This window comes from Vibrio sp. D54, from assembly GCF_021728075.1.
GTDB classification, from domain to species: domain Bacteria; phylum Pseudomonadota; class Gammaproteobacteria; order Enterobacterales; family Vibrionaceae; genus Vibrio; species Vibrio alginolyticus.
Map to the genome: position 1 here is coordinate 391066 of NZ_JAKKCS010000003.1, position 19815 is coordinate 410880.

Annotated in this window: 16 protein-coding genes; 6 read left to right on the forward strand and 10 right to left on the reverse strand. The window is 43.2% G+C overall.

Annotated features, from left to right (window positions below):
• Nucleotides 1-21 precede the first annotated feature (21 nt).
• From glgA to topA, 3 genes are all read right to left on the reverse strand, one after another.
• On the reverse strand, nucleotides 22-1479 hold the full coding sequence (glgA, locus tag L3V37_RS06365) for a glycogen synthase GlgA (RefSeq protein WP_033905051.1): 1458 nt from the start codon (nucleotides 1477-1479) through the stop codon (nucleotides 22-24).
• Nucleotides 1469-2686, reverse strand: a complete 1218-nt coding sequence (glgC, locus tag L3V37_RS06370; RefSeq protein WP_017634726.1) for a glucose-1-phosphate adenylyltransferase — start codon at nucleotides 2684-2686, stop codon at nucleotides 1469-1471. The genes glgA and glgC overlap by 11 nt, the downstream gene beginning before the upstream one ends.
• A 608-nt stretch (nucleotides 2687-3294) precedes the next feature.
• A complete protein-coding gene (gene topA / locus L3V37_RS06375) occupies nucleotides 3295-5925 on the reverse strand; it encodes a type I DNA topoisomerase (RefSeq protein WP_005390711.1) in 2631 nt (876 codons plus the stop codon).
• A 434-nt stretch (nucleotides 5926-6359) separates the two neighbouring features.
• Here topA and L3V37_RS06380 point away from each other — a divergent pair, with 434 nt between their 5' ends.
• Nucleotides 6360-6608 (forward strand): YciN family protein, encoded by a 249-nt coding sequence (locus L3V37_RS06380; protein ID WP_005387884.1) that lies wholly within the window; start codon nucleotides 6360-6362, stop codon nucleotides 6606-6608.
• Between the two features lie 63 nt (nucleotides 6609-6671).
• On the opposite strand, the gene aroA is transcribed toward L3V37_RS06380, so the two are convergent.
• Both aroA and L3V37_RS06390 read right to left on the reverse strand, forming a co-directional pair.
• Nucleotides 6672-7952, reverse strand: a complete 1281-nt coding sequence (gene aroA / locus L3V37_RS06385) for a 3-phosphoshikimate 1-carboxyvinyltransferase (RefSeq protein ID WP_237306013.1) — start codon at nucleotides 7950-7952, stop codon at nucleotides 6672-6674.
• 290 nt (nucleotides 7953-8242) lie between these two features.
• The gene (locus L3V37_RS06390) at nucleotides 8243-8719 is read right to left on the reverse strand and encodes a glycine zipper 2TM domain-containing protein (RefSeq protein WP_005378348.1); all 477 of its coding nucleotides are present in this window, start codon (nucleotides 8717-8719) and stop codon (nucleotides 8243-8245) included.
• Nucleotides 8720-8758: 39 nt separating this feature from the next.
• On the opposite strand from L3V37_RS06390, the gene aat reads away from it, so the two are divergent.
• The 3 genes from aat (at nucleotide 8759) to infA (ending at nucleotide 10464) form a co-directional block, all read left to right on the forward strand.
• Nucleotides 8759-9466: a leucyl/phenylalanyl-tRNA--protein transferase gene (gene aat / locus L3V37_RS06395; protein WP_005387881.1), complete on the forward strand. Its 708-nt coding sequence runs from the start codon at nucleotides 8759-8761 to the stop codon at nucleotides 9464-9466.
• Nucleotides 9463-10164: an arginyltransferase gene (locus L3V37_RS06400; protein ID WP_005378346.1), complete on the forward strand. Its 702-nt coding sequence runs from the start codon at nucleotides 9463-9465 to the stop codon at nucleotides 10162-10164. The genes aat and L3V37_RS06400 overlap by 4 nt, the downstream gene beginning before the upstream one ends.
• An 81-nt stretch (nucleotides 10165-10245) precedes the next feature.
• Complete coding sequence (infA, locus tag L3V37_RS06405) at nucleotides 10246-10464, forward strand: translation initiation factor IF-1 (RefSeq protein WP_001040192.1); 219 nt, start codon at nucleotides 10246-10248, stop codon at nucleotides 10462-10464.
• A 135-nt stretch (nucleotides 10465-10599) separates the two neighbouring features.
• Here the strand turns inward: infA and clpA are convergent, their stop codons facing one another.
• Nucleotides 10600-12867 carry an ATP-dependent Clp protease ATP-binding subunit ClpA gene (clpA, locus tag L3V37_RS06410; protein ID WP_005387879.1) on the reverse strand — a complete coding sequence of 756 codons (2268 nt, stop codon included), beginning with the start codon at nucleotides 12865-12867 and terminating at the stop codon, nucleotides 10600-10602.
• A gap of 50 nt (nucleotides 12868-12917) precedes the next feature.
• A complete protein-coding gene (gene clpS, locus L3V37_RS06415; RefSeq protein WP_005378419.1) occupies nucleotides 12918-13238 on the reverse strand; it encodes an ATP-dependent Clp protease adapter ClpS in 321 nt (106 codons plus the stop codon).
• Between the two features lie 704 nt (nucleotides 13239-13942).
• On the opposite strand from clpS, the gene cspD reads away from it, so the two are divergent.
• Entirely contained in the window at nucleotides 13943-14161 is a 219-nt protein-coding gene (cspD, locus tag L3V37_RS06420) for a cold shock domain-containing protein CspD (protein WP_005378407.1), read from the forward strand.
• A 183-nt stretch (nucleotides 14162-14344) separates the two neighbouring features.
• Here the strand turns inward: cspD and L3V37_RS06425 are convergent, their stop codons facing one another.
• Nucleotides 14345-16570, reverse strand: a complete 2226-nt coding sequence (locus tag L3V37_RS06425) for an NADP-dependent isocitrate dehydrogenase (protein WP_005387876.1) — start codon at nucleotides 16568-16570, stop codon at nucleotides 14345-14347.
• A gap of 311 nt (nucleotides 16571-16881) precedes the next feature.
• Between L3V37_RS06425 and L3V37_RS06430 the strand changes: the two genes are divergently transcribed.
• On the forward strand, nucleotides 16882-17583 hold the full coding sequence (locus L3V37_RS06430) for a pseudouridine synthase (RefSeq protein ID WP_005387874.1): 702 nt from the start codon (nucleotides 16882-16884) through the stop codon (nucleotides 17581-17583).
• An 85-nt stretch (nucleotides 17584-17668) separates the two neighbouring features.
• On the opposite strand, the gene L3V37_RS06435 is transcribed toward L3V37_RS06430, so the two are convergent.
• Together L3V37_RS06435 and L3V37_RS06440 are read right to left on the reverse strand one after the other, a co-directional pair.
• The gene (locus L3V37_RS06435) at nucleotides 17669-18346 is read right to left on the reverse strand and encodes a DUF2057 family protein (protein WP_213874672.1); all 678 of its coding nucleotides are present in this window, start codon (nucleotides 18344-18346) and stop codon (nucleotides 17669-17671) included.
• Between the two features lie 76 nt (nucleotides 18347-18422).
• Nucleotides 18423-19502, reverse strand: coding sequence for a porin (locus L3V37_RS06440; RefSeq protein WP_005378424.1), 1080 nt, complete (start codon nucleotides 19500-19502; stop codon nucleotides 18423-18425).
• Nucleotides 19503-19815: the final 313 nt, after the last annotated feature.

Here is a 19815-nt window from a genome sequence, read left to right on the forward strand (position 1 = left end):
GCCTTTCGTTACAATTTTAAGTCAAACTAACGCTGAGTGGTAAAGCTGCAAATAAGATTCTGCGGCCTTTTGCCAACAAAAATCTTGTTGCATCGCGTGCAACTGTACTTTATTCACTTCAGGCTCGTTTTGAGCGTAGAGCAACAGTGCCCTTAGCATCGTTAACAACAATGCCTGCGGTGTCGGTTCGAAAAAAACAAACCCCGTTGCTTCAGATGGGTTTACATCATAATCGCTAACGCTGTCCTTTAAGCCACCAACACCGCGTACTATCGGTAATGTCCCATAAGCCATACTATAGATTTGGTTTAAGCCACATGGTTCAAACTCAGAAGGCATCAAGAAGAAATCAGAACCAGCTTCAACGATATGCGCAAGTTCATTGTCATACGCTTCTACAAAGGCAAATTTACTAGAAAACTGCGCGGCAACCTCTCGTAGCTGAGCGGCAAGAATAGGGTCTCCGGTCCCAACGACAACTAGCTGAACATCGTGCTTCAAAAAATCGGCCAAAGCAGGCAACAAGTAATGAACACCTTTCTGCTGGGTCAACCGACAAACCATACCGAACATAGCTACATTTTTTTCGGGCAAATTTAGTCGTTGTTGTAATGCTTTTTTACAAGCTTTCTTCCCTTGCGACATACTTTGCTGGTCGGCGCAGTAATTAACTGGCAAGTAAGTATCCGTTTCCGGGTTCCAAGCACTGTAATCACAACCATTCAAGATGCCGACTAAGTCCTGCGCACGTTGCTGAAACTCCCAAGCCATGCCGTGACTGCCAAGCTCTGTTTTTAGTTCCTCTGCGTACGTAGGGCTAACCGCGTTTATCTTATCTGCATTCATTACACCAGCTTTAAGCATCGTAATATGCGTTGCACTCACCGCAGCATCGGGAACGTTTCTACAATGAAACTCTGGCAAACACTGCACGTCTTCATAACTAAATACGCCTTTAAAGACCGCATTGTGAATTGAAATGACGCTTTTAGTATGAGCAAAAAACGGATCATTGCCATACCTGTGCTTGAGCAAAAATGGAACAAGACCTGTGTGCCAATCGTTCGCGTGTATGATATTAGGTTGAAAGGCGAGCTTGGGTAACATATCGAGACATGCTGCACTAAAAAACGCAAAGCGCTCGCCGTTATCAGTATACGCTTGGTTGTTCTCCGCATACATTGATGGTCGATTGAAATACGGCGGACAATCAATCAGGTAAACAGGATTTTGACCTAACATGAGCCGCAAAACTCGATACTCCGTATGCGGCCATGATGTTAATTCTGTTTCTAATACAACTTCTGCGTCTGCGAGTTTATCAATACTGCTGTACGCAGGGATGGTAATTCTTACGTCTTGCTGTAGGTTTTGAAGGGCTTCCGGTAGTGCCTTGGCAACATCTGCCAAGCCACCACTTTTAATGAGGCCTTCAACCTCAGAAGCTACAAACAGAATAGATAAGTTGTTAGTAGCCAACTCGAGCTCCTTTCGGAATAACAACAATGCCCTCCTCAGACACGTGGAAGTGTTTTTTATCTTCTTGAAGATTCACACCAATCTGAGTACCAGGAGCAATATCGGCATCCTTGTCGACAATCACACGACGTAAAACACAGCCTTCGCCAATTTTTACGTCACCAAGAAGTATACATTCGCTGATATCGCAAGCAGAAGCAATGTTACTGCGAAAACCAAGCACCGACTTTTCGATTCTTGAGCCTCTAACATAGCTGCCATTACACACTAAACTATCGATTATCTGCACACGACCATTATCAGAGTCGGTAAATGTCGCAGGTGGCAATGGTGGGTAGTAGGTATGCAATGGCCATTTACGGTTGTACAGCGAAAATGGTGCATCTTTTTCTAGCAGATCCATATGCGCTTGCCAGTACGCATCAATAGTTCCGACATCACGCCAGTACACCTCTTCTTTTTCGCCACTGATTTTGTTGGTACTGAAGTCATACACGAACACATCACCTCTAGGGAACATCTTTGGAATGATGTCCTTTCCAAAATCATGTGATGAAGCTTCATTATCCGCATCTTCGACCAACTCTGAGAACAGTACCTGAGCTTCAAAAACATAGTTACCCATTGAAACTAAAGCGTAATCAGGGTCACCAGGAATCGACTTCGGATTTGCTGGTTTTTCTTCAAAGCCAATCATACGACCTTCACTATCCACTTCGATAACCCCAAATTGCGACGCCTCTTTTAGTGGCATGCGCAATGCAGATACCGTCAGAGAAGCCTGCTTTTCTGAGTGGAAGTTCAGCATTTGTTTGATATCCATCTTATAGATATGGTCAGAGCCAAAAATACAAACTTGCTCTGGTTCCTCTAATTCCATAAAACGCAGGTTTTGATAGATCGCGTCCGCCGTCCCTTCGTACCAACGTTTACCAGTACGCATTTGAGCGGGAATAGGATCGATAAAGCGGTCTGTAATGCCGTTGATGTTCCACCCCTTTTTTAAGTGATGGAATAAAGATTGAGATTTAAATTGAGTTAGGACGTAAATGCGCATCAGATCCGCATTAACAAAATTGTTTAGAGCAAAATCGATCAATCGATAACTACCACCAAACGGTACCGAAGGTTTACTGCGAGATTCCGTTAAAGGTCTCAAACGAGAGCCTTCACCGCCAGCAAGAATCATTCCCAAAACACCAGCCATTTGTTGTTCTCCATATCGTTATAGCTTGGATTTGGTACTCGCTTGAATGAGTCATACTCGGGGAGTCAAGCGAATACATTTAGCAACCGTCTCTGAGTTTCTGTGAACTCTTACAACACGGATAAAAAAGCTACGGCACTTCCAGTATGCAACGTCCACTCTTTCCTTATTTTTTGACGCAAACAATGCACACAGTTGCACTAATTTTTGTAATAAATTATCTAAGCGGGTTCTAAATTACAATTTTTAATACGCCATTCTGTGTACCATACAGCTCTTGCGTACTCAAGACGATATCTAGATCACACATGGAAAAGCAAACGATTACATTGTGAAAACAATTTACGAACGGATTCACTACACCGCCGATTTTTTAGCCCAATGTATAACAAATATGTGAATGCAAAATGAAAGTTACAACAAATATTTTTTACATAAAAAATACATCAGCGACTACGAAATATTGATGCTGGGATCTTCTCGCGTCAGCAAAACTCAGTCAAAGCAGCAAAGATCTATACGAACAACACAGTGGCCTTTACGCAAAAACAAAACGCAAAAAAGGCAGCGATATCGCTGCCTTTTTACATTACTTAGATCGTACGTTTTTATGCTTTCGCTTTTTTACGCTTATCTGTGACTTCCCACTTACCTTCAACAAAGAGCGCTGTCCAACCAGATGGTTTGCCGTTCTCTTCCGAACGAACGTAGTTCTCTTTTGTTTTGCGACTAAAGCGTACAACTGCAGGACGACCATCAGGATCTTCTTGCGGTGCGGTCGCTAGGTATTTGAACTTCTCAGGTAAACGCTCTTCAAAACGTGCCAGTTCAGCAACCAAAGGAGCACGTGTCTCGCGCGATTTCGGGAAGTTGCTTGCCGCCATAAATAGACCTGAAGCACCATCACGAAGTACGAAATACGCATCTGAGTTTTCACATGGCAACTCGGGGAAATGAACAGGATCTTCTTTCGGGGGCGCGACTTCGCCATTCTTCAAGATCTTACGAGTGTTCTTACACGTTTCGCTCGTACAATCCATGTATTTACCAAAGCGACCGTTCTTAAGCACCATATCAGAGCCACATTTGTCACATTCAACAACTGGACCATCGTAGCCTTTTACTTTGAACTCGCCGTATTCAACAAGGTAGCCTTCACAATTCGGGTTATTACCACAAACATGCATCTTACGCTTGTCATCAATCAGGTATGCGTCCATCGCTGTTTCACAGATCGGACAACGCTTTTTAGCGCGCAGAGCTGCGGTTTCAACGTCTTCTTCTAGAACGTTAATAATACCTTCTTCGTCACCCAAGTTGATGGTTGTCTTACAACGCTCTTTTGGTGGTAACGCGTAACCTGAACAGCCTAAGAACACACCTGTCGAAGCAGTACGGATGCCCATTGGACGGCTACACGTCGGACACTCGATATCCGTCATGACGATGTGATTTAACTTCATACCGCCTTCTGACTCATCTAGCTCCGCTTTTTCAAGATCGCCAGTAAAATCAGCAAAGAAGTTGTCTAACACAGCTTTCCAGTTCACTTCACCTTCAGCGATTTGGTCCAATTTCTGTTCCATACGCGCAGTAAAGTCGTAGTTCATCAAATCGTTAAAGCTGTCATCAAGGCGGTCAGTAACAATTTCACCCATTTTTTCAGCGTAGAAACGGCGCTGATCAACTTTCACGTAGCCACGATCTTGAATCGTAGAAATGATCGATGCGTAAGTCGACGGACGACCAATGCCTCGTTTCTCCAGCTCTTTAACCAGTGCTGCTTCAGTGTAGCGCGCAGGTGGCTTTGTAAAGTGCTGTTTAGGGTCAAGTGACTCTAAGCTTAGCTTATCGCCAAGTTGTACCGCTGGAAGGATTGTATCCTCGTTTTTGCCCATTGGACGCTGTACACGAGTCCAGCCGTCAAATTTAAGGATACGGCCTTTCGCTTTAAGCGTGTATTCTGCCGCTTTTACGCTGATGGTTGTTGAATCGTATTCTGCTGGCGTCATTTGACACGCTACAAACTGATTCCAAATCAAAGCGTAAAGTTTGTGCGCATCAGCATCGACACCTTGCAGGTCTTCCGCCTTAACACCCACATTTGAAGGACGGATCGCTTCGTGCGCTTCCTGTGCCCCTTCTTTGCTACCGTACGTCAATGGTTTCGCTGGTAGGTACTTATCACCAAACTCAGAACCAATAAAGTCACGTACAGCGTCCACAGCCTCGGCACTTAGGTTAGTCGAGTCAGTACGCATATAAGTGATGTAACCGGCCTCATAGAGGCGCTGAGCTAGCATCATGGTCTTTTTCACGCCGTAGCCCAGACGTGTACTTGCTGCCTGTTGAAGCGTAGAGGTGATGTAAGGTGCTGAAGGCTTGCTCTTTGTAGGGCGGTCTTCACGCTTACATACTTCGTAACTTGCATTCTCAAGTACAGACATCGCTGCTTTGGTTTCTGCCTCATTAACTGGCTTAAACGCAGAACCGTCTTTCTGAGCAACAAGCAGTTTAAAGTCCGCTTTGTCTTTCGTTTTCGTATTCGCATGAATGTCCCAGAATTCTTCTGGTACAAACGCGTTAATCTCACGCTCACGCTCAACTAACAATTTCACCGCAACAGACTGCACTCGACCAGCAGATAAGCCACGAGCCACTTTTTTCCAAAGTAGAGGTGAAACCATAAAACCAACGACACGGTCCATGAAGCGACGTGCTTGTTGGGCATTTACACCATCCATGTTCAGCTCACCAGGTGTCTGGAAAGCTTGTTGGATCGCGTTTTTCGTAATTTCGTTAAAAACTACACGTTTGTATCGCTCTTCATCGCCACCGATGATCTCACGAAGGTGCCATGCGATTGCTTCCCCTTCGCGGTCCAAATCGGTTGCGAGATAAACGCAATCTGCGTCTTTGGCGAGTTTTTGTAGTTCGTTGACAACTTTTTCTTTGCCTGGAAGGATTTGGTAATTCGCTTCCCAGTCATGATATGGGTTAATCCCCATCTTTTTGATCAACGCTTTGCGGTCTTTCTCTTTTTTAACGCGCGCTTTCTCTTCCGGACTCATCCCTTTAGTTGAGATGGCTGCGGCTTTTTTCTCACCAGTGCTTTGACCGGCCGTAGGCAGATCACGCACATGACCAACACTAGACTTAACAATAAAGTCTTTACCAAGGTACTTATTTATCGTCTTTGCCTTGGCTGGTGACTCCACTATAACGAGTGATTTACCCATAACTGACTCTAACGTCCTTCATAATAATGCGGGTAGAAACCTTGTTTAAAGGCCACCCGCATAATGTTCTATTTCATTGCTTCTTTTTTTACTATTGTGCGAGATGAAAAGAAGATCAACTGCTTTTTTGAAATTCAGATCCGATTGGTTGACAATTCATCGTCTTTATACTTCAAAGAGACAGGGTTCTGAAAGGTATTGAGCGGCATATCTAAACAGGCAAACTTAGCATCCGCTAATCCAATGCAATAAATTTTGTTACCCATCACAAAATAGTTTGGTTCAATGCTCTGCCATCTTCCTCCGCATCATGCTTATACTCTAAAAATTGATCTGTTTAGTCTTACTGAACGATTGACTGAATTAATCATGCAAACCCATTTTAGTTGTAGGTATACTCAGCGTTCTTAACTGAATAGGATGGTAGAAAGAATATGTCTGATAGAACGTTTATCGAAGAGTTCGACCTTCTTTTGATCGCTAACCAAATCATCCAAGAGCACGATGATTACATCGAGGGGATGCGAGCAACAAGCGTAGAAGAAAAAGAAGGTGTTTTAGTTTTTAAAGGTGAATACTTCCTTGATGACAAAGGTTTACCAACTTCAAATACGACTGCAGTATTCAATATGTTCAAATACTTAGCGCATCACCTTTCTAAGGAATTTACGCTGGTTAAATAGTATTGGGAAACAAAAAAGCCAGAGTGTTATTCACTCTGGCTTTCCTGTTTTAGGTCAGAATATTTAGCAACTTAAAGCCTTAAGTTTGTCGAAGTAGTCAGGGAACGTTTTCGACGTACACTTTGGATCGTTAATCGTCACAGGCGTATCACTAAGTGCCACCAGCGAAAAACACATCGCCATACGATGATCATCGTAAGTATCAATCGCTGCATGCTTTAACTGAGAAACAGGTTTGACGATGATGTAGTCTTCCCCTTCTTCCACTTCCGCACCAACTTTACGTAACTCAGTCGCCATAGCTGACAAACGGTCTGTTTCTTTTACACGCCAGTTATAAACGTTACGAATAGCGGTAGTGCCTTCGGCAAATAACGCTGTTGTCGCGATGGTCATTGCAGCATCAGGGATATGGTTGTAATCCATATCAATGCCTTTTAATTGACCAACACGTGAAATTACGTAGTCATCACCCCATTCAATTTCTGCACCCATTTTTTCAAGCGCATCAGCAAATTGAATATCACCTTGAATGCTGTTTTTACCGATACCCGTGACTTTAACTTCTCCGCCTTTGATGGCTGCCGCCGCCAAGAAGTAAGAAGCAGAAGACGCGTCACCTTCAACCAAGAAATCACCTGGAGCGATGTATTGCTGACCGGCTGGGATCACAAACTCTTGATAGTCATTGTTGATCACATCGACTCCAAACTGCTTCATGATATGCAGGGTGATATCGATATAAGGCTTAGAAACCAAATCGCCTTCGATGTTGATGCGAATTTCACCTTCAGCCAATGGCGCAGACATTAAGAAAGCGGTCAAGAACTGACTTGAAATGGACCCATCGATAGAAACTGTACCTGCTTTTAGGCCAGTACCAATTATTTTGAGAGGCGGAAAGTTCTCGTTTTCCATGTACTCAACGTTCGCACCAGCATCTTTCAGTGCCGTGACAAGGTGACCAATTGGACGCTCTTTCATACGAGGTTCGCCCGTCAGTACATACTCCCCTTCTCCAAGACAAAGAGCCGCAGCTAATGGTCGCATCGCAGTGCCAGCATTGCCGAGAAATAACTCTACCGACTCTGAGACAGAAAACGGACGCCCAAGGCCGTCAACGAGACATTCTGTTTTATCTTCGGAAAGTTGGTATTGAACGCCTAGTTTAGTCAGCGCATTCAGCATATGACGAATATCATCACTGTCGAGGAGATTAGTAAGGCGAGTTCTGCCTTTAGCAAGAGCAGCAAGTAAAAGAGCTCGATTAGAAACACTTTTAGAGCCAGGAAGGTTCACTTCCCCTTGAATTTTATTGATAGGTTGTAACGTTAGGCTTTCCATTAAAAGTTGATAATCCTTTGTGCCCTCAACATACGATTTTTTATGAGGGCTAAACAATTCTTCGTGAATTCAGACTACCCAAAAAAACACGACAAAACCAGAGTAAATCGGCGCTAATTTATGAATATCCTCAAGCAGCCTAAAGATACAGAATTAAAGGCATTGCCAGCGATGTAAATCAGAGCGAAAGAAGCACGGCGAAACAGCAAACTATTTCGACTTTATTTGACGATAAGCCAGCCCGACTGTACATGCCTGATTAGGCTTCGTTAGACTAAAACAACCTAGGGTTAATAAGTGATATCAACCCTGACTCCATCATCAAAATATAAAATACGAACTTCATCCCCTCGACTAAATAACATATTTTTATCAACATCTTGGATGACATTAATTAGCTTATCACCCTTCACTTTGATGAGTAGCTCAACTAACTTATATTCAACCGTGTATTGGTAATTACTTTGGTTTTGAGCAACTGCGGCACCTGCAAGCGCACCCACTGCCGTCGCGACTTCTCTTCCCGTACCGCCACCAAATTGATTACCGACTAAACCACCGATAGTGGCACCAAGTAGTGTCTTCCAACCGTTACTTTTCGATTGAACAACCTCTTGTTGAGTAATATAACGGACAGAGTCAATCTTCCCGTAAACTACTTCATTAACTGGCTTGGCAACATTTCTTTCATAGGCTGCGTTGGCGACAAGTGGTAAAAACAGTATGATCCCAAGCCATACTTTTACGATATTTCTTAACCAGGTCATCATAAACTCCTCTGACTCCAATGTTGGTAACGACTTCTTATGGCTATTTATTTAACTGAACTCGATGAAACGTTCAACTTTCCCTCACCCTATAAAGCACTCAGCGACCCCAATGGTTTGCTGGCTTTTGGTGGTGACTTAAACCCCATGAGAATCCTCAATGGTTACTATCAAGGCATTTTCCCTTGGTATGGTCCTGGTGAACCTATTTTATGGTGGAGCCCTTCTCCGCGCGCTGTGTTTGACCCATTGCAGTTTAAGCCATCTAAAAGTCTCAAAAAATTTCAGCGTAAACATAACTATAAAGTAACACTCAATTTCGCGACAGAAGAAGTGATTAGACTATGTTCTTCAACACGCCCTGCAGAGGAAACATGGCTCAACGAGGAAATGCAAGCTTCCTACATTGAGTTAGCCAAACTTGGTCACTGTCACTCTGTAGAAGTATGGCATGACAACAACCTGATTGGCGGACTATATGGCATTTGCGTGGGCCAACTTTTTTGCGGAGAGTCGATGTTTAGTCTAAAAGATAACGCATCCAAAATTGCATTGTGGTACTTATGCAACCATTTGGCGTCAAAGCAAGGTCAATTAATCGATTGCCAAGTTATGAATTCTCACTTGGCATCACTTGGCGCATTTGAACTTGAGCGTGACGAATTTATGCAAAAACTACTATCTTTAAGAGAAAAGCAAACACTATTTGATGCCTATCAGCCCCAAGTTTTGCAGGATTCAGTATGAGTACGGATATACAACATATTCGAATAGGGTTGACGAATAATCACCCTTGTAGTTATTTGCCTGAACGGCAAGAGCGGGTTGCGGTGGCGCTTGATGAAAGGCTGCATACTGAAGAAAATTACCAGTTGCTCATGGCTAACGGTTTTCGTCGTAGCGGAGATACCATATATAAACCGCATTGCGAGCATTGCACCGCTTGCCAGCCAATTCGAGTATCGATTCCAGACGTTAGATTATCAAAAAGTCAGAAGAGGCTGCTTAATAAAGCACAGTCTTTACGCTGGGAAATGAAACCTGAAATGGATGAGGAATGGTTTGAGCTTTACAGTCGGTACATCTGCAAACGGCATAAAAACGGCACTATGTACCCACCAAAGCGTGATGAGTTTGCTCGATTTGCTCAAACGAGCTGGCTGACAACGTCGTTTTTACACATTTACGATGAATCAGATCAATTGCTCGCCATTGCAGTGACAGATTTGATGCCACAATGCTCGAGTGCTTTTTATACTTTTTTTGACCCTGACTACGAGTTATCTCTTGGCACGTTAGCAGTGCTTTATCAAATTAAATACTGCCAAGAAAACAAACAACAGTGGCTATATTTGGGATATCAGATTGATGAGTGCCCAGCAATGAGCTACAAAACACGCTTTCAACGCCACCAAAGGCTAGTAAATCAGCGTTGGCGAGGGTAGAATACGCCTCAACTTTACATAATTACTATTTAGCGGCAGAATATAGCCCGCTAATATTGCCTAATTTCTAAAGAGGATTAAATGGCTAAAGAAGACGTAATCGAGATGCAAGGCACAGTCCTTGACACTCTACCAAACACTATGTTCCGTGTTGAACTTGAAAACGGTCACGTTGTGACTGCTCACATCTCTGGCAAGATGCGTAAGAACTACATCCGTATCCTAACGGGTGACAAAGTAACTGTAGAGATGACTCCATACGACCTGTCAAAAGGCCGCATCGTCTTCCGCGCTCGTTAATCTCTGATTTTCGGATGCAATAAAAAACGGAGCAAGCTGCTCCGTTTTTTATTGCACAATTTTTTCCGATTTAGTTCAGATAAAAAAAAGCGTACGATCTTCTCGTACGCTTTTGCGTTTGTTACCGACTAACGATTAATGCATCGCTGTCTCTTTCTCACTTAAGTATTCAAACTCAAGCGTATCGTTGACCAGCGTTACCTTCACTGTACCGCCGTCAACTAAAGATCCAAACAACAGTTCGTTAGCCAAAGGCTTCTTAAGCTGTTCTTGGATAACACGCCCCATTGGGCGAGCCCCCATAGCTTTGTCATAACCTTTATGTGCTAACCAATGGCGAGCGTCTTGCGATACTTCCATTGAAACGCCTCTCGCATCAAGTTGCACTTGCAGTTCGACAATGAACTTATCAACCACTTGATGGATAACGCTTTCATCAAGGCTGTTAAACCAGATGATGTTATCAAGACGGTTACGGAACTCAGGAGTAAACACCTTCTTAATTTCCGCCATTGCATCGTGACTGTTGTCTTGTTGAATCAAACCAATTGATTTCTTCTCGGTTTCCGCCACACCTGCGTTAGTTGTCATAACAAGAATGACATTACGGAAGTCTGCTTTGCGACCATTGTTGTCCGTTAGCGTACCGTTATCCATGACTTGCAACAACAGGTTAAAGATATCAGGGTGCGCTTTTTCAATCTCATCAAGTAATACGACTGAATGTGGGTGCTTAATAACAGCATCAGTTAGCAAACCACCTTGGTCATAACCGACATAGCCAGGAGGCGCACCAATTAAGCGACTTACAGAGTGACGCTCACCATACTCAGACATATCAAAACGAAGTAGCTCGATACCTAGAAGCTTAGATAACTGCACCGTCACCTCTGTTTTACCAACCCCTGTTGGGCCTGCAAACAAGAATGAACCAACAGGTTTGTTGTCTACACCTAAACCTGCACGTGTCAGCTTGATCGCCTCGGACAATGCATCAATCGCATTATCTTGACCAAATACCAACATCTTCATTTTGCTATCTAAGTTTTTCAAAATGTCTTTATCTGAAGAAGAAACCGACTTCTCTGGAATTCGCGCCATTTTGGCAACCATTGATTCGATATCAGCCACTCCGACCGTTTTTTTACGACGGCTTGCAGGAGCAAGACGACTACGCGCACCAGCTTCATCAATGACATCAATGGCCTTATCTGGTAGATGGCGTTCATTAATGTATTTAGCCGACAGTTCTACCGCGGCACGCAGAGCTTTATTGGTATAACGTACTTCATGGTGAGCTTCGTACTTCGGCTTCAAGCCCATCAAGATTTTAGTTGTGTCATCTAATGAAGGCTCTACAACGTCTATCTTTTGGAAACGGCGAGACAACGCACGCTCTTTCTCGAAAATGTTGCTGTATTCTTGGTATGTCGTCGAACCAATACAACGCAACTTACCGCTACTCAAAAGAGGCTTAATAAGATTTGCTGCATCGACTTGCCCCCCAGATGCCGCGCCTGCACCGATGATGGTATGTATTTCATCGATGAACAAAATGGCATCCTCTTCTTTTTCAAGTTGTTTCAAAATCGCCTTGAAGCGTTTTTCAAAATCACCGCGATATTTGGTACCAGCGAGCAAAGAGCCAATATCTAGTGAATAAATCACGCTGTTTTGAATGACCTCAGGGACCTGCCCTTCGACAATTCTCCATGCAAGACCTTCCGCAATAGCTGTTTTACCAACCCCTGCCTCACCCACTAGTAGTGGATTATTCTTGCGGCGTCGACAAAGTACCTGAATAGTGCGCTCTAACTCTTTATCACGTCCAATGAGTGGGTCGATGTTTCCATCTTTAGCGACTTGATTAAGATTCGTCGCAAAGCTTTCTAGGCGTTCTTCAGAATTAGGCTCTTCAACACTTTCTGAGCTAAACGAGTCTGATGATGAATCCTCACCTGCACCTGATGCTTTAGTAATACCGTGGGAGATGAAGTTAACAATATCTAATCGGGAGATGTCATTTTTCTTCAGAAGGTAAGCGGCATGCGACTCTTGCTCACTGAAGATAGCAACAAGCACGTTGGCGCCTGTTACTTCATTACGACCAGACGACTGTACATGAAAGACGGCGCGTTGTAGTACACGTTGAAAACTCAAAGTCGGCTGCGTTTCACGCGTCTCATCACTATCTGGGATAAGAGGCGTAGTTTGATCGATGAAAATATCGAGTTCGTTGCGTAAAGCGTCAAGATCCGCCTTACAAGCTAGAAGGGCTTCCTTAGCTGCATCATTTTCCAACAATGCAAGTAGGAGGTGTTCGACAGTCATAAACTCGTGGCGTTTATCTCGCGCCCGAGCAAATGCACCGTTAAGGCTTGACTCTAGTTCTTTATTTAGCATAAGTACCTCCCGAAAAAACAACTGGGGTTGTTCGAGCAAGTCTTCTTTGTTTACGCTTGCTCCATAGTGCAAAGTAGCGGATGTTCATTTTCCCTTGCGTACATCGTAACTTGCGCTACTTTTGTCTCGGCAATTTCTGCGCTGTATGTGCCGCAGATTGCCTTTCCTTCATAGTGGACCTGAAGCATGATTTGAGTTGCTTTATCAATATCATGTGAGAAAAATCGCTCAAGCACCTCTATGACGAAATCCATAGGTGTATAGTCATCATTATTGAGTACGACATTGTACAGCTTAGGTGGCTGGACTTTCGTACTTTCTCGCTCCAGAAGATCAGAGTCCGGAGTGACCCATTCAAAATTTTTACTCATGGCAATCTAAAGATATCGTATCAAAGGGTTGATGTTTTCGACCTATAAAAACAATCTACCACAAGCATGCAGCGCGGTGTAGTGAGTTATGGCACCGAATTCGATCTTTGATCGATAAAAGTTGCTACCTAATATAGAGACTAATGCACGTCTTGATACGGCGCAAATAAAAGATGCTTGTCGATAAGTTACACATTTTTTCTTATAAAAGAACTTTCTATTTATTGCTCTCGGACTATTGCAAACCACCCCATCATCTTCTATCTGGATCACACTTCCTCATTGAGAATACGGTAATTATCACGAAAACTTCATTTTTTATTCAGCCAGAGGATTCTTCTCCCATAAGCAACACGGACAGTATGGCTTTTTCAGTATGAGCCACTTCATAGGCAAATTGACTAAACTTCTGCGTATATACGAAAAACTGTTTGCAAATTTGTTAATCTCAAAAGTGATTTGTTTTCAATTATGTTTCTGTTTGTTGCTCACTGCTATTGACTGTCGAAATTCATTGACTACAGTGGAAAGTGTCGATGCATAAATCATCATTTTGAAACTTCTCTTCTTTAAGTGGTTTGATGAATGTGACTTATCATTGATTTGACGTTTGTTGGCATTCGCTGACAATGGTAGTACCAAGTTAAAGGTATAACTTGGTTGCAGTAACAACATCAGTAAAAAATGCATGAGGGATGTAAAGCATGGCTACAGGTACAGTAAAGTGGTTTAACAATGCCAAAGGATTTGGGTTTATTTGTTCAGATGAAGAAGAGGGAGATATCTTTGCCCACTACTCAACTATCCAGATGGACGGTTATCGTACACTGAAAGCAGGCCAACAAGTCTCTTACGAGATTGAAAAAGGTCCCAAAGGCTGTCACGCGAGTAGCGTCGTGCCTCTTGAAGGCCAAGCCAAATAATTAGAGCGCTGTCGAAATATAAAAATATTGCTCTCGAAACGCCACGTTGATGTTTTGAAGAGAAAAATAAACCCGCCAAGATAGCGGGTTTCTTACTATTTAGAGCACGTGTTACAAAAGGAACACTTACAACGCACTTACAGGATAGGAAACACGCCGAAAACGACGTGTTTTTACACTAACTTACTTGTTAATGATTGCGTTAAAGGTTTCGCTTGGACGCATCAATTTAGAAACCAATGCATCGTCTAGTAAGTAGTAACCTCCTAGCTCACCTTTCACGCCTTGCGCATTATTTAGCTCAGCAACGATCGTTTCTTCCTGCTCTGACAGCGCTTTTGCAATTGGTGCAAATTCAGCAGCAAGATCCGCATCATCCGTTTGCTCTGAAAGCGCTTTCGCCCAGTAAAGTGCAAGATAGAAGTGGCTTCCACGGTTATCTAGCTCACCCACTTTGCGTGACGGAGATTTGTTGGTGTCTAAAAACTCACCGGTCGCTTTATCTAGTGTATCTGCGAGAACCTGAGCCTTAGGATTGTTTGTCGCTACACTTAAATGCTCTAACGAAGCTGCAAGCGCTAGGAACTCGCCCAAAGAATCCCAACGAAGGTGATTCTCTTTTTCTACTTGTTGAACGTGCTTAGGAGCAGAACCACCAGCGCCTGTTTCAAATAGACCACCACCATTCATCAATGGAACAATAGATAGCATCTTAGCAGACGTACCTAACTCTAGAATTGGGAACAAGTCTGTTAGGTAGTCACGAAGAACATTACCTGTAACAGAGATAGTATCTAGGCCCGCTTTCATACGCTCTAGTGAGTACTTACAAGCTTCAACAGGAGATAGGATCTTAATCTCTAGACCGTCAGTATCGTGATCTGGTAGGTAGGCGTTTACTTTCTTGATGAGCTCAGCATCGTGCGCGCGGTTTTCATCTAGCCAGAATACAGCTGGAACACCTGTTGCACGTGCGCGAGTCACTGCTAGTTTAACCCAATCTTGGATTGGTGCGTCTTTAACCTGACACATACGGAAGATATCACCTTCTTCAACCGCTTGCTCTAACAGTACGTTACCTGAAGCATCAACAACGCGAACAGTACCCGCAGCGTCTAGAATGAATGTCTTGTCGTGAGAACCATACTCTTCAGCTTTCTGAGCCATTAGACCAACGTTAGGTACGCTACCCATAGTGGTTGGATCAAATGCGCCGTGCTCTTTACAGAAATCAATAACCGCTTGGTAAATACCTGCGTAGCTACGATCTGGAATCATCGCTTTGGTGTCTTTTTGTTTACCATCTGGTCCCCACATTTGACCCGAAGAGCGAAGCATTGCTGGCATAGAAGCATCTACAATAATGTCACTTGGTACATGTAAGTTTGTGATACCACGATCAGAGTCAACCATCGCAAGTTCTGGTTGAGTTTGGTAAACCGCTTGAATGGCCGCTTCAATTTCTGCTTTTTGCGCTTCAGGTAGAGACTCAATTTTTGAGTAAACATCACCGATGCCATTGTTTACATCAACGCCTAGCTCTTCAAACAGCTTACCGTACTTATCGAAAACGTCTTTGTAGTAAACTTTTACGGCATGGCCGAAAATGACAGGGTCAGAAACTTTCATCATCGTCGCTTTCATATGAAGAGACAGCAGCACGTCTTGTGCTTTCGCTTCAGCAATCTCTTTCTCGAAAAATTCAACCAACGCCTTCTTCTTCATTACTGAAGTATCAATGACTTCTTTATCTAGTAATGGGAACGCAGACTTAAGCTCTTTAACTGTACCATCATTACCGACAAACTCGATTTTGACATCTGTTGCACCAGAGATAGTTGTAGACTTTTCGCTACCAAAGAAGTCATTGTCTGACATGCTCGCAACATGAGACTTAGATTCTGCTGACCATGCACCCATTGAGTGTGGGTTTTTCTTCGCGTAGTTCTTAACCGAAGTCGGAGCACGACGGTCTGAGTTACCTTCACGAAGTACTGGGTTAACCGCACTACCTTTGATTTTGTCGTAAGCCGCTTTAATCGCTTTCTCTTCGTACGTGCTCGGCTCTTCTGGGTAGTTTGGTAAATCGTAACCTTTCGCCTGAAGCTCTTTAATCGCCGCTTTAAGCTGAGGAACTGAAGCTGAAATGTTAGGTAGCTTGATGATATTTGCTTCTGGAGTTTGAGCTAGTTCACCAAGCTCAGTCAACGCATCGCCAATGCGCTGTTCTTCTTTTAGATGCTCTGGGAAGTTAGCGATAATTCGACCTGCTAGTGAAATATCACGAGTATCTACATTGATGCCAGACGATGCTGTGAATGATTGAATGATTGGTAGTAATGAATAAGTTGCTAGCGCCGGCGCTTCATCAGTGATGGTGTAGATAATTGTAGGTTTTTCTGTAGGCATGAAATTTCCCTATTTTTTAATCAACTTGTTGGCTGATCAACTCAGCGTCTGAGTTGGTTTAATTGACGCATTGCTGCACGTTAGCAGTACATGTCTCCTCACTAACGCCACATGCGGTTCGCACTCTTTGTTGTAGTTTGAAGCTCTAAGCTCTGAATCCATGAGTGCACTGATATAATTAAACAAATAACACGAATTAGTCTATCATTCTGTGCGCGTTTGTTAGTTTTAGGCGCGCAAATCATATCCGATCATGAGAAAACTTAAAACTTTCAAACACAGTTCATTTACATTTTTGCAGGGTAGTTAACATGTCATCTCGTACAGGTCAGGAAAAAGGTCGCAGTCGTAACCAGTCTAAAACGGGCCATTTTAAACACTCAGGAGCTCGCAATGGCTCGAAGACTCGTACTCAGCAAGACCGCCGCCCTAATCGCCCAACAAAAAGCCAAAAGCCAAAAGTGGCCCCTAAAGATCGTAAAGTCATTATTTTCAATAAGCCTTACGATACGCTCAGTCAATTTACCGATGGCGATGGTCGCAAAACGTTAGCGGACTATATCCCAATCAAAAATGTCTATGCGGCTGGCCGATTGGACCGAGACAGCGAAGGTTTGATGGTACTCACTAACGATGGCATCTTGCAGGCGAAGCTAACGCAGCCAAAGTCAAAATCGCCGAAGACTTATTGGGTTCAAGTTGATGGCGCTCCTCAGGAGCAAGATCTTGAAAAATTGAGAAAGGGAGTAGAGCTAAAAGATGGTATGACTCTACCAGCCGAAGTTGAAGTTATTCCAGAACCACAAGTCTGGGACAGAACGCCTCCGGTCCGTTTTCGCGCAAATATCCCTACCACTTGGTTAGCCATTACCATTATTGAAGGAAGAAATCGTCAGGTGCGTCGCATGACTGCGCACATTGGCTTCCCTACTTTGCGCCTCATTCGTCATTCGATGGGTGATATCGTCCTTAACGACCTAATGCCTGGTGAATGGAGAGAAATCTCTCTCTAATAAGCAGAAAAGATAAAAGCAGGCTTAAAGCCTGCTTTTTAGATTCGTACTTTTTCAGTTAAGCCCTATCTAATGAACTAAGGGATTACTGCTCAGCAAGCCAGTTTTTAAATGCCTCTTTTTCCGCCGGAGACGCTTTCTGGTACATAGTCTTTAATACATCAACCATTGGGCTGTCGTTCGATGCGGCTGTTGAACGGGTATCACTAGTCTCAACTCGAGGCTCGATATCACTTACTGATTGTTGATGCTGATTCACAGTTACATAACTAACGGCAACACTCGCGATACCGCCAGCAATATTGTAGTTACGAGATTCTTGAGGGTAATTACGACCAATTTGAACACCATCTGACTCTAATATATCTTCGACCAAAGCAATAGGTTGGCCTTTGGTATCCAGTAATTGCCAATCTAGAGGCGAGATGTTGTTTTGCGCTTGGCGAAGAGTTTTAAACTCTGGCAGTTCAAACGTTAGCTTTTCGTTTTCAGCATCAAATTTAGCAACGATTACATCACTGTAAACCGTCTTAAGGTTTTCGTTAATTTCGAATGTAGGTTGATATTTGAAGACAATTTGATTCGTTCCGTCAGGTAGTTCGATTGTCTTCTCACTAGAAAAAAGACCACCTTCTAGATCTGGCTTCTCCATGTTGACGGCCAATAACTTCACGTCTTCTGGAACCACTAAAGTCGTTGCAGCGTAGAGGTTTGTACTGGCAAAAATAGACAGTGCCATTGCCACTTTTAATGATAACTGCATAGAATTTTTCATCCTTATCTTCATAGTAAAAGACCCAGCATATAGCTGGGTCTTACAATATCAAACTGGGTATTGATTACCAGTAGAAACGAGCACCAACACCGAAGTTAGTTGCGTCGTCTGTGTCTTTGTTGTCGAAGTCAGTACCTTCGAAAGTGTAACCCGCTTCTGCGAATACACGTGCCCATTTAGAGAACTTGTATTCAACACCAGCGTAGAACCAAGAAGAGTCTGCGTCTACTTTACCTGCTTCGTCAGTAGACTGAGCTAGGTACTCGTAACCAGAGTATAGAGTTGTTTTAGGAGCAACAGCGAACATACCAGCTACAACGATGTAGTGTGAATCAACTGTTGATTTACCTAGCTTATCTTCGTTTTCGTTGTAGTAGTACGTAGCACCTAGAGTGTGCTCGTTTAGTGCGTACTCAGCAGTTACTTCAAAAGATAGGTTTTCGTTATCAGTACGCTCTGTGTGAGAAACTGTTTGCTCTACACCATTAAGAACTAGTTTTTTCTCTTTAGTTACGTTGATGTCGTTGTTCGCAGTAAGTACACCAGCGTGTAGAGATAGGTCGTTGAAAGATTTACCAACGAATACTTCTAGTACTTCTTCGTTAGAATCTTTTTCGCCTAGCGCGTAACCAGCTTTTAGCCAGAATGCGTCATTTTCGTAAGCGTATTTGATTTGAGAATCGTTGTTCCAAGCGTGACCGTATGCAGTTTCCGCTGCGTTACCACCGAAGAAGTAAGAGTAATCTGCGAAGTATACGTCATCAGCCCAAGTACCTTCTTTACCGAAGCGAAGAGTACCCATATCACCCATATCAAAGCCGATGATGTGGCGACGTACGTATACAGAGTCATCTGTACGCTCGCTTGAATCAGCACCTGCGTCGTAGTTGTCACCTAGAGCAACACCGATTTCAACTTCACCCAGAACTTTTAGGCTTTCGTCAACAACGTAAACCGCGTTCACACCAGTACGAGAAGAGCTAGTGTTTAGCTCTGCTGTGTGATCAGTTTTTTCTGTGAATAGAAGAGTTGGACGTAGCTGACCGTAGAAATCTACAGAACCTTCTTCAGATTTGAATACTTCAGCTGCGTTCACTGAAGTTGCAGACGCAACTACAGCTAGTGCTAATAGAGTTTTTTTCATAATTAATCCACTGCCTTTTCTTAGTTCGGGATATCCTTGTCCGGTTCCCTTTTTTTATATGTTTGAGGTAGAGCGTTAACAAAACGTTATACAGCACCTCCTCAAAATCTGGAGCTAAGAGTGCAAAAGATTATTCTGGCTGTCAAATTTTCTAAATGCCAATGTAAAAAAACAAAAATAATATTAAAAAACAATAACTTGTAATACTTATCTTTATTTACTCGACGAACATCTAATCAATCCTCTTGATTTTTCATAATTTATAAAACCGTTAACAATGAGATTTTAAACCCAAAACAGACTCTATGAAACA

Coding starts and splice junctions, on each gene's coding strand:
- glgC (WP_017634726.1), bottom strand. CDS start 2,686: ATGGCTGGTGTTTTGGGAATGATTCTTGCTGGCGGTGAAGGCTCTCGT.
- topA (WP_005390711.1), bottom strand. CDS start 5,925: ATGGGTAAATCACTCGTTATAGTGGAGTCACCAGCCAAGGCAAAGACG.
- L3V37_RS06380 (WP_005387884.1), top strand. CDS start 6,360: ATGTCTGATAGAACGTTTATCGAAGAGTTCGACCTTCTTTTGATCGCT.
- aroA (WP_237306013.1), bottom strand. CDS start 7,952: ATGGAAAGCCTAACGTTACAACCTATCAATAAAATTCAAGGGGAAGTG.
- L3V37_RS06390 (WP_005378348.1), bottom strand. CDS start 8,719: ATGACCTGGTTAAGAAATATCGTAAAAGTATGGCTTGGGATCATACTG.
- aat (WP_005387881.1), top strand. CDS start 8,759: ATGGCTATTTATTTAACTGAACTCGATGAAACGTTCAACTTTCCCTCA.
- L3V37_RS06400 (WP_005378346.1), top strand. CDS start 9,463: ATGAGTACGGATATACAACATATTCGAATAGGGTTGACGAATAATCAC.
- infA (WP_001040192.1), top strand. CDS start 10,246: ATGGCTAAAGAAGACGTAATCGAGATGCAAGGCACAGTCCTTGACACT.
- clpA (WP_005387879.1), bottom strand. CDS start 12,867: ATGCTAAATAAAGAACTAGAGTCAAGCCTTAACGGTGCATTTGCTCGG.
- clpS (WP_005378419.1), bottom strand. CDS start 13,238: ATGAGTAAAAATTTTGAATGGGTCACTCCGGACTCTGATCTTCTGGAG.
- cspD (WP_005378407.1), top strand. CDS start 13,943: ATGGCTACAGGTACAGTAAAGTGGTTTAACAATGCCAAAGGATTTGGG.
- L3V37_RS06425 (WP_005387876.1), bottom strand. CDS start 16,570: ATGCCTACAGAAAAACCTACAATTATCTACACCATCACTGATGAAGCG.
- L3V37_RS06430 (WP_005387874.1), top strand. CDS start 16,882: ATGTCATCTCGTACAGGTCAGGAAAAAGGTCGCAGTCGTAACCAGTCT.
- L3V37_RS06435 (WP_213874672.1), bottom strand. CDS start 18,346: ATGCAGTTATCATTAAAAGTGGCAATGGCACTGTCTATTTTTGCCAGT.
- L3V37_RS06440 (WP_005378424.1), bottom strand. CDS start 19,502: ATGAAAAAAACTCTATTAGCACTAGCTGTAGTTGCGTCTGCAACTTCA.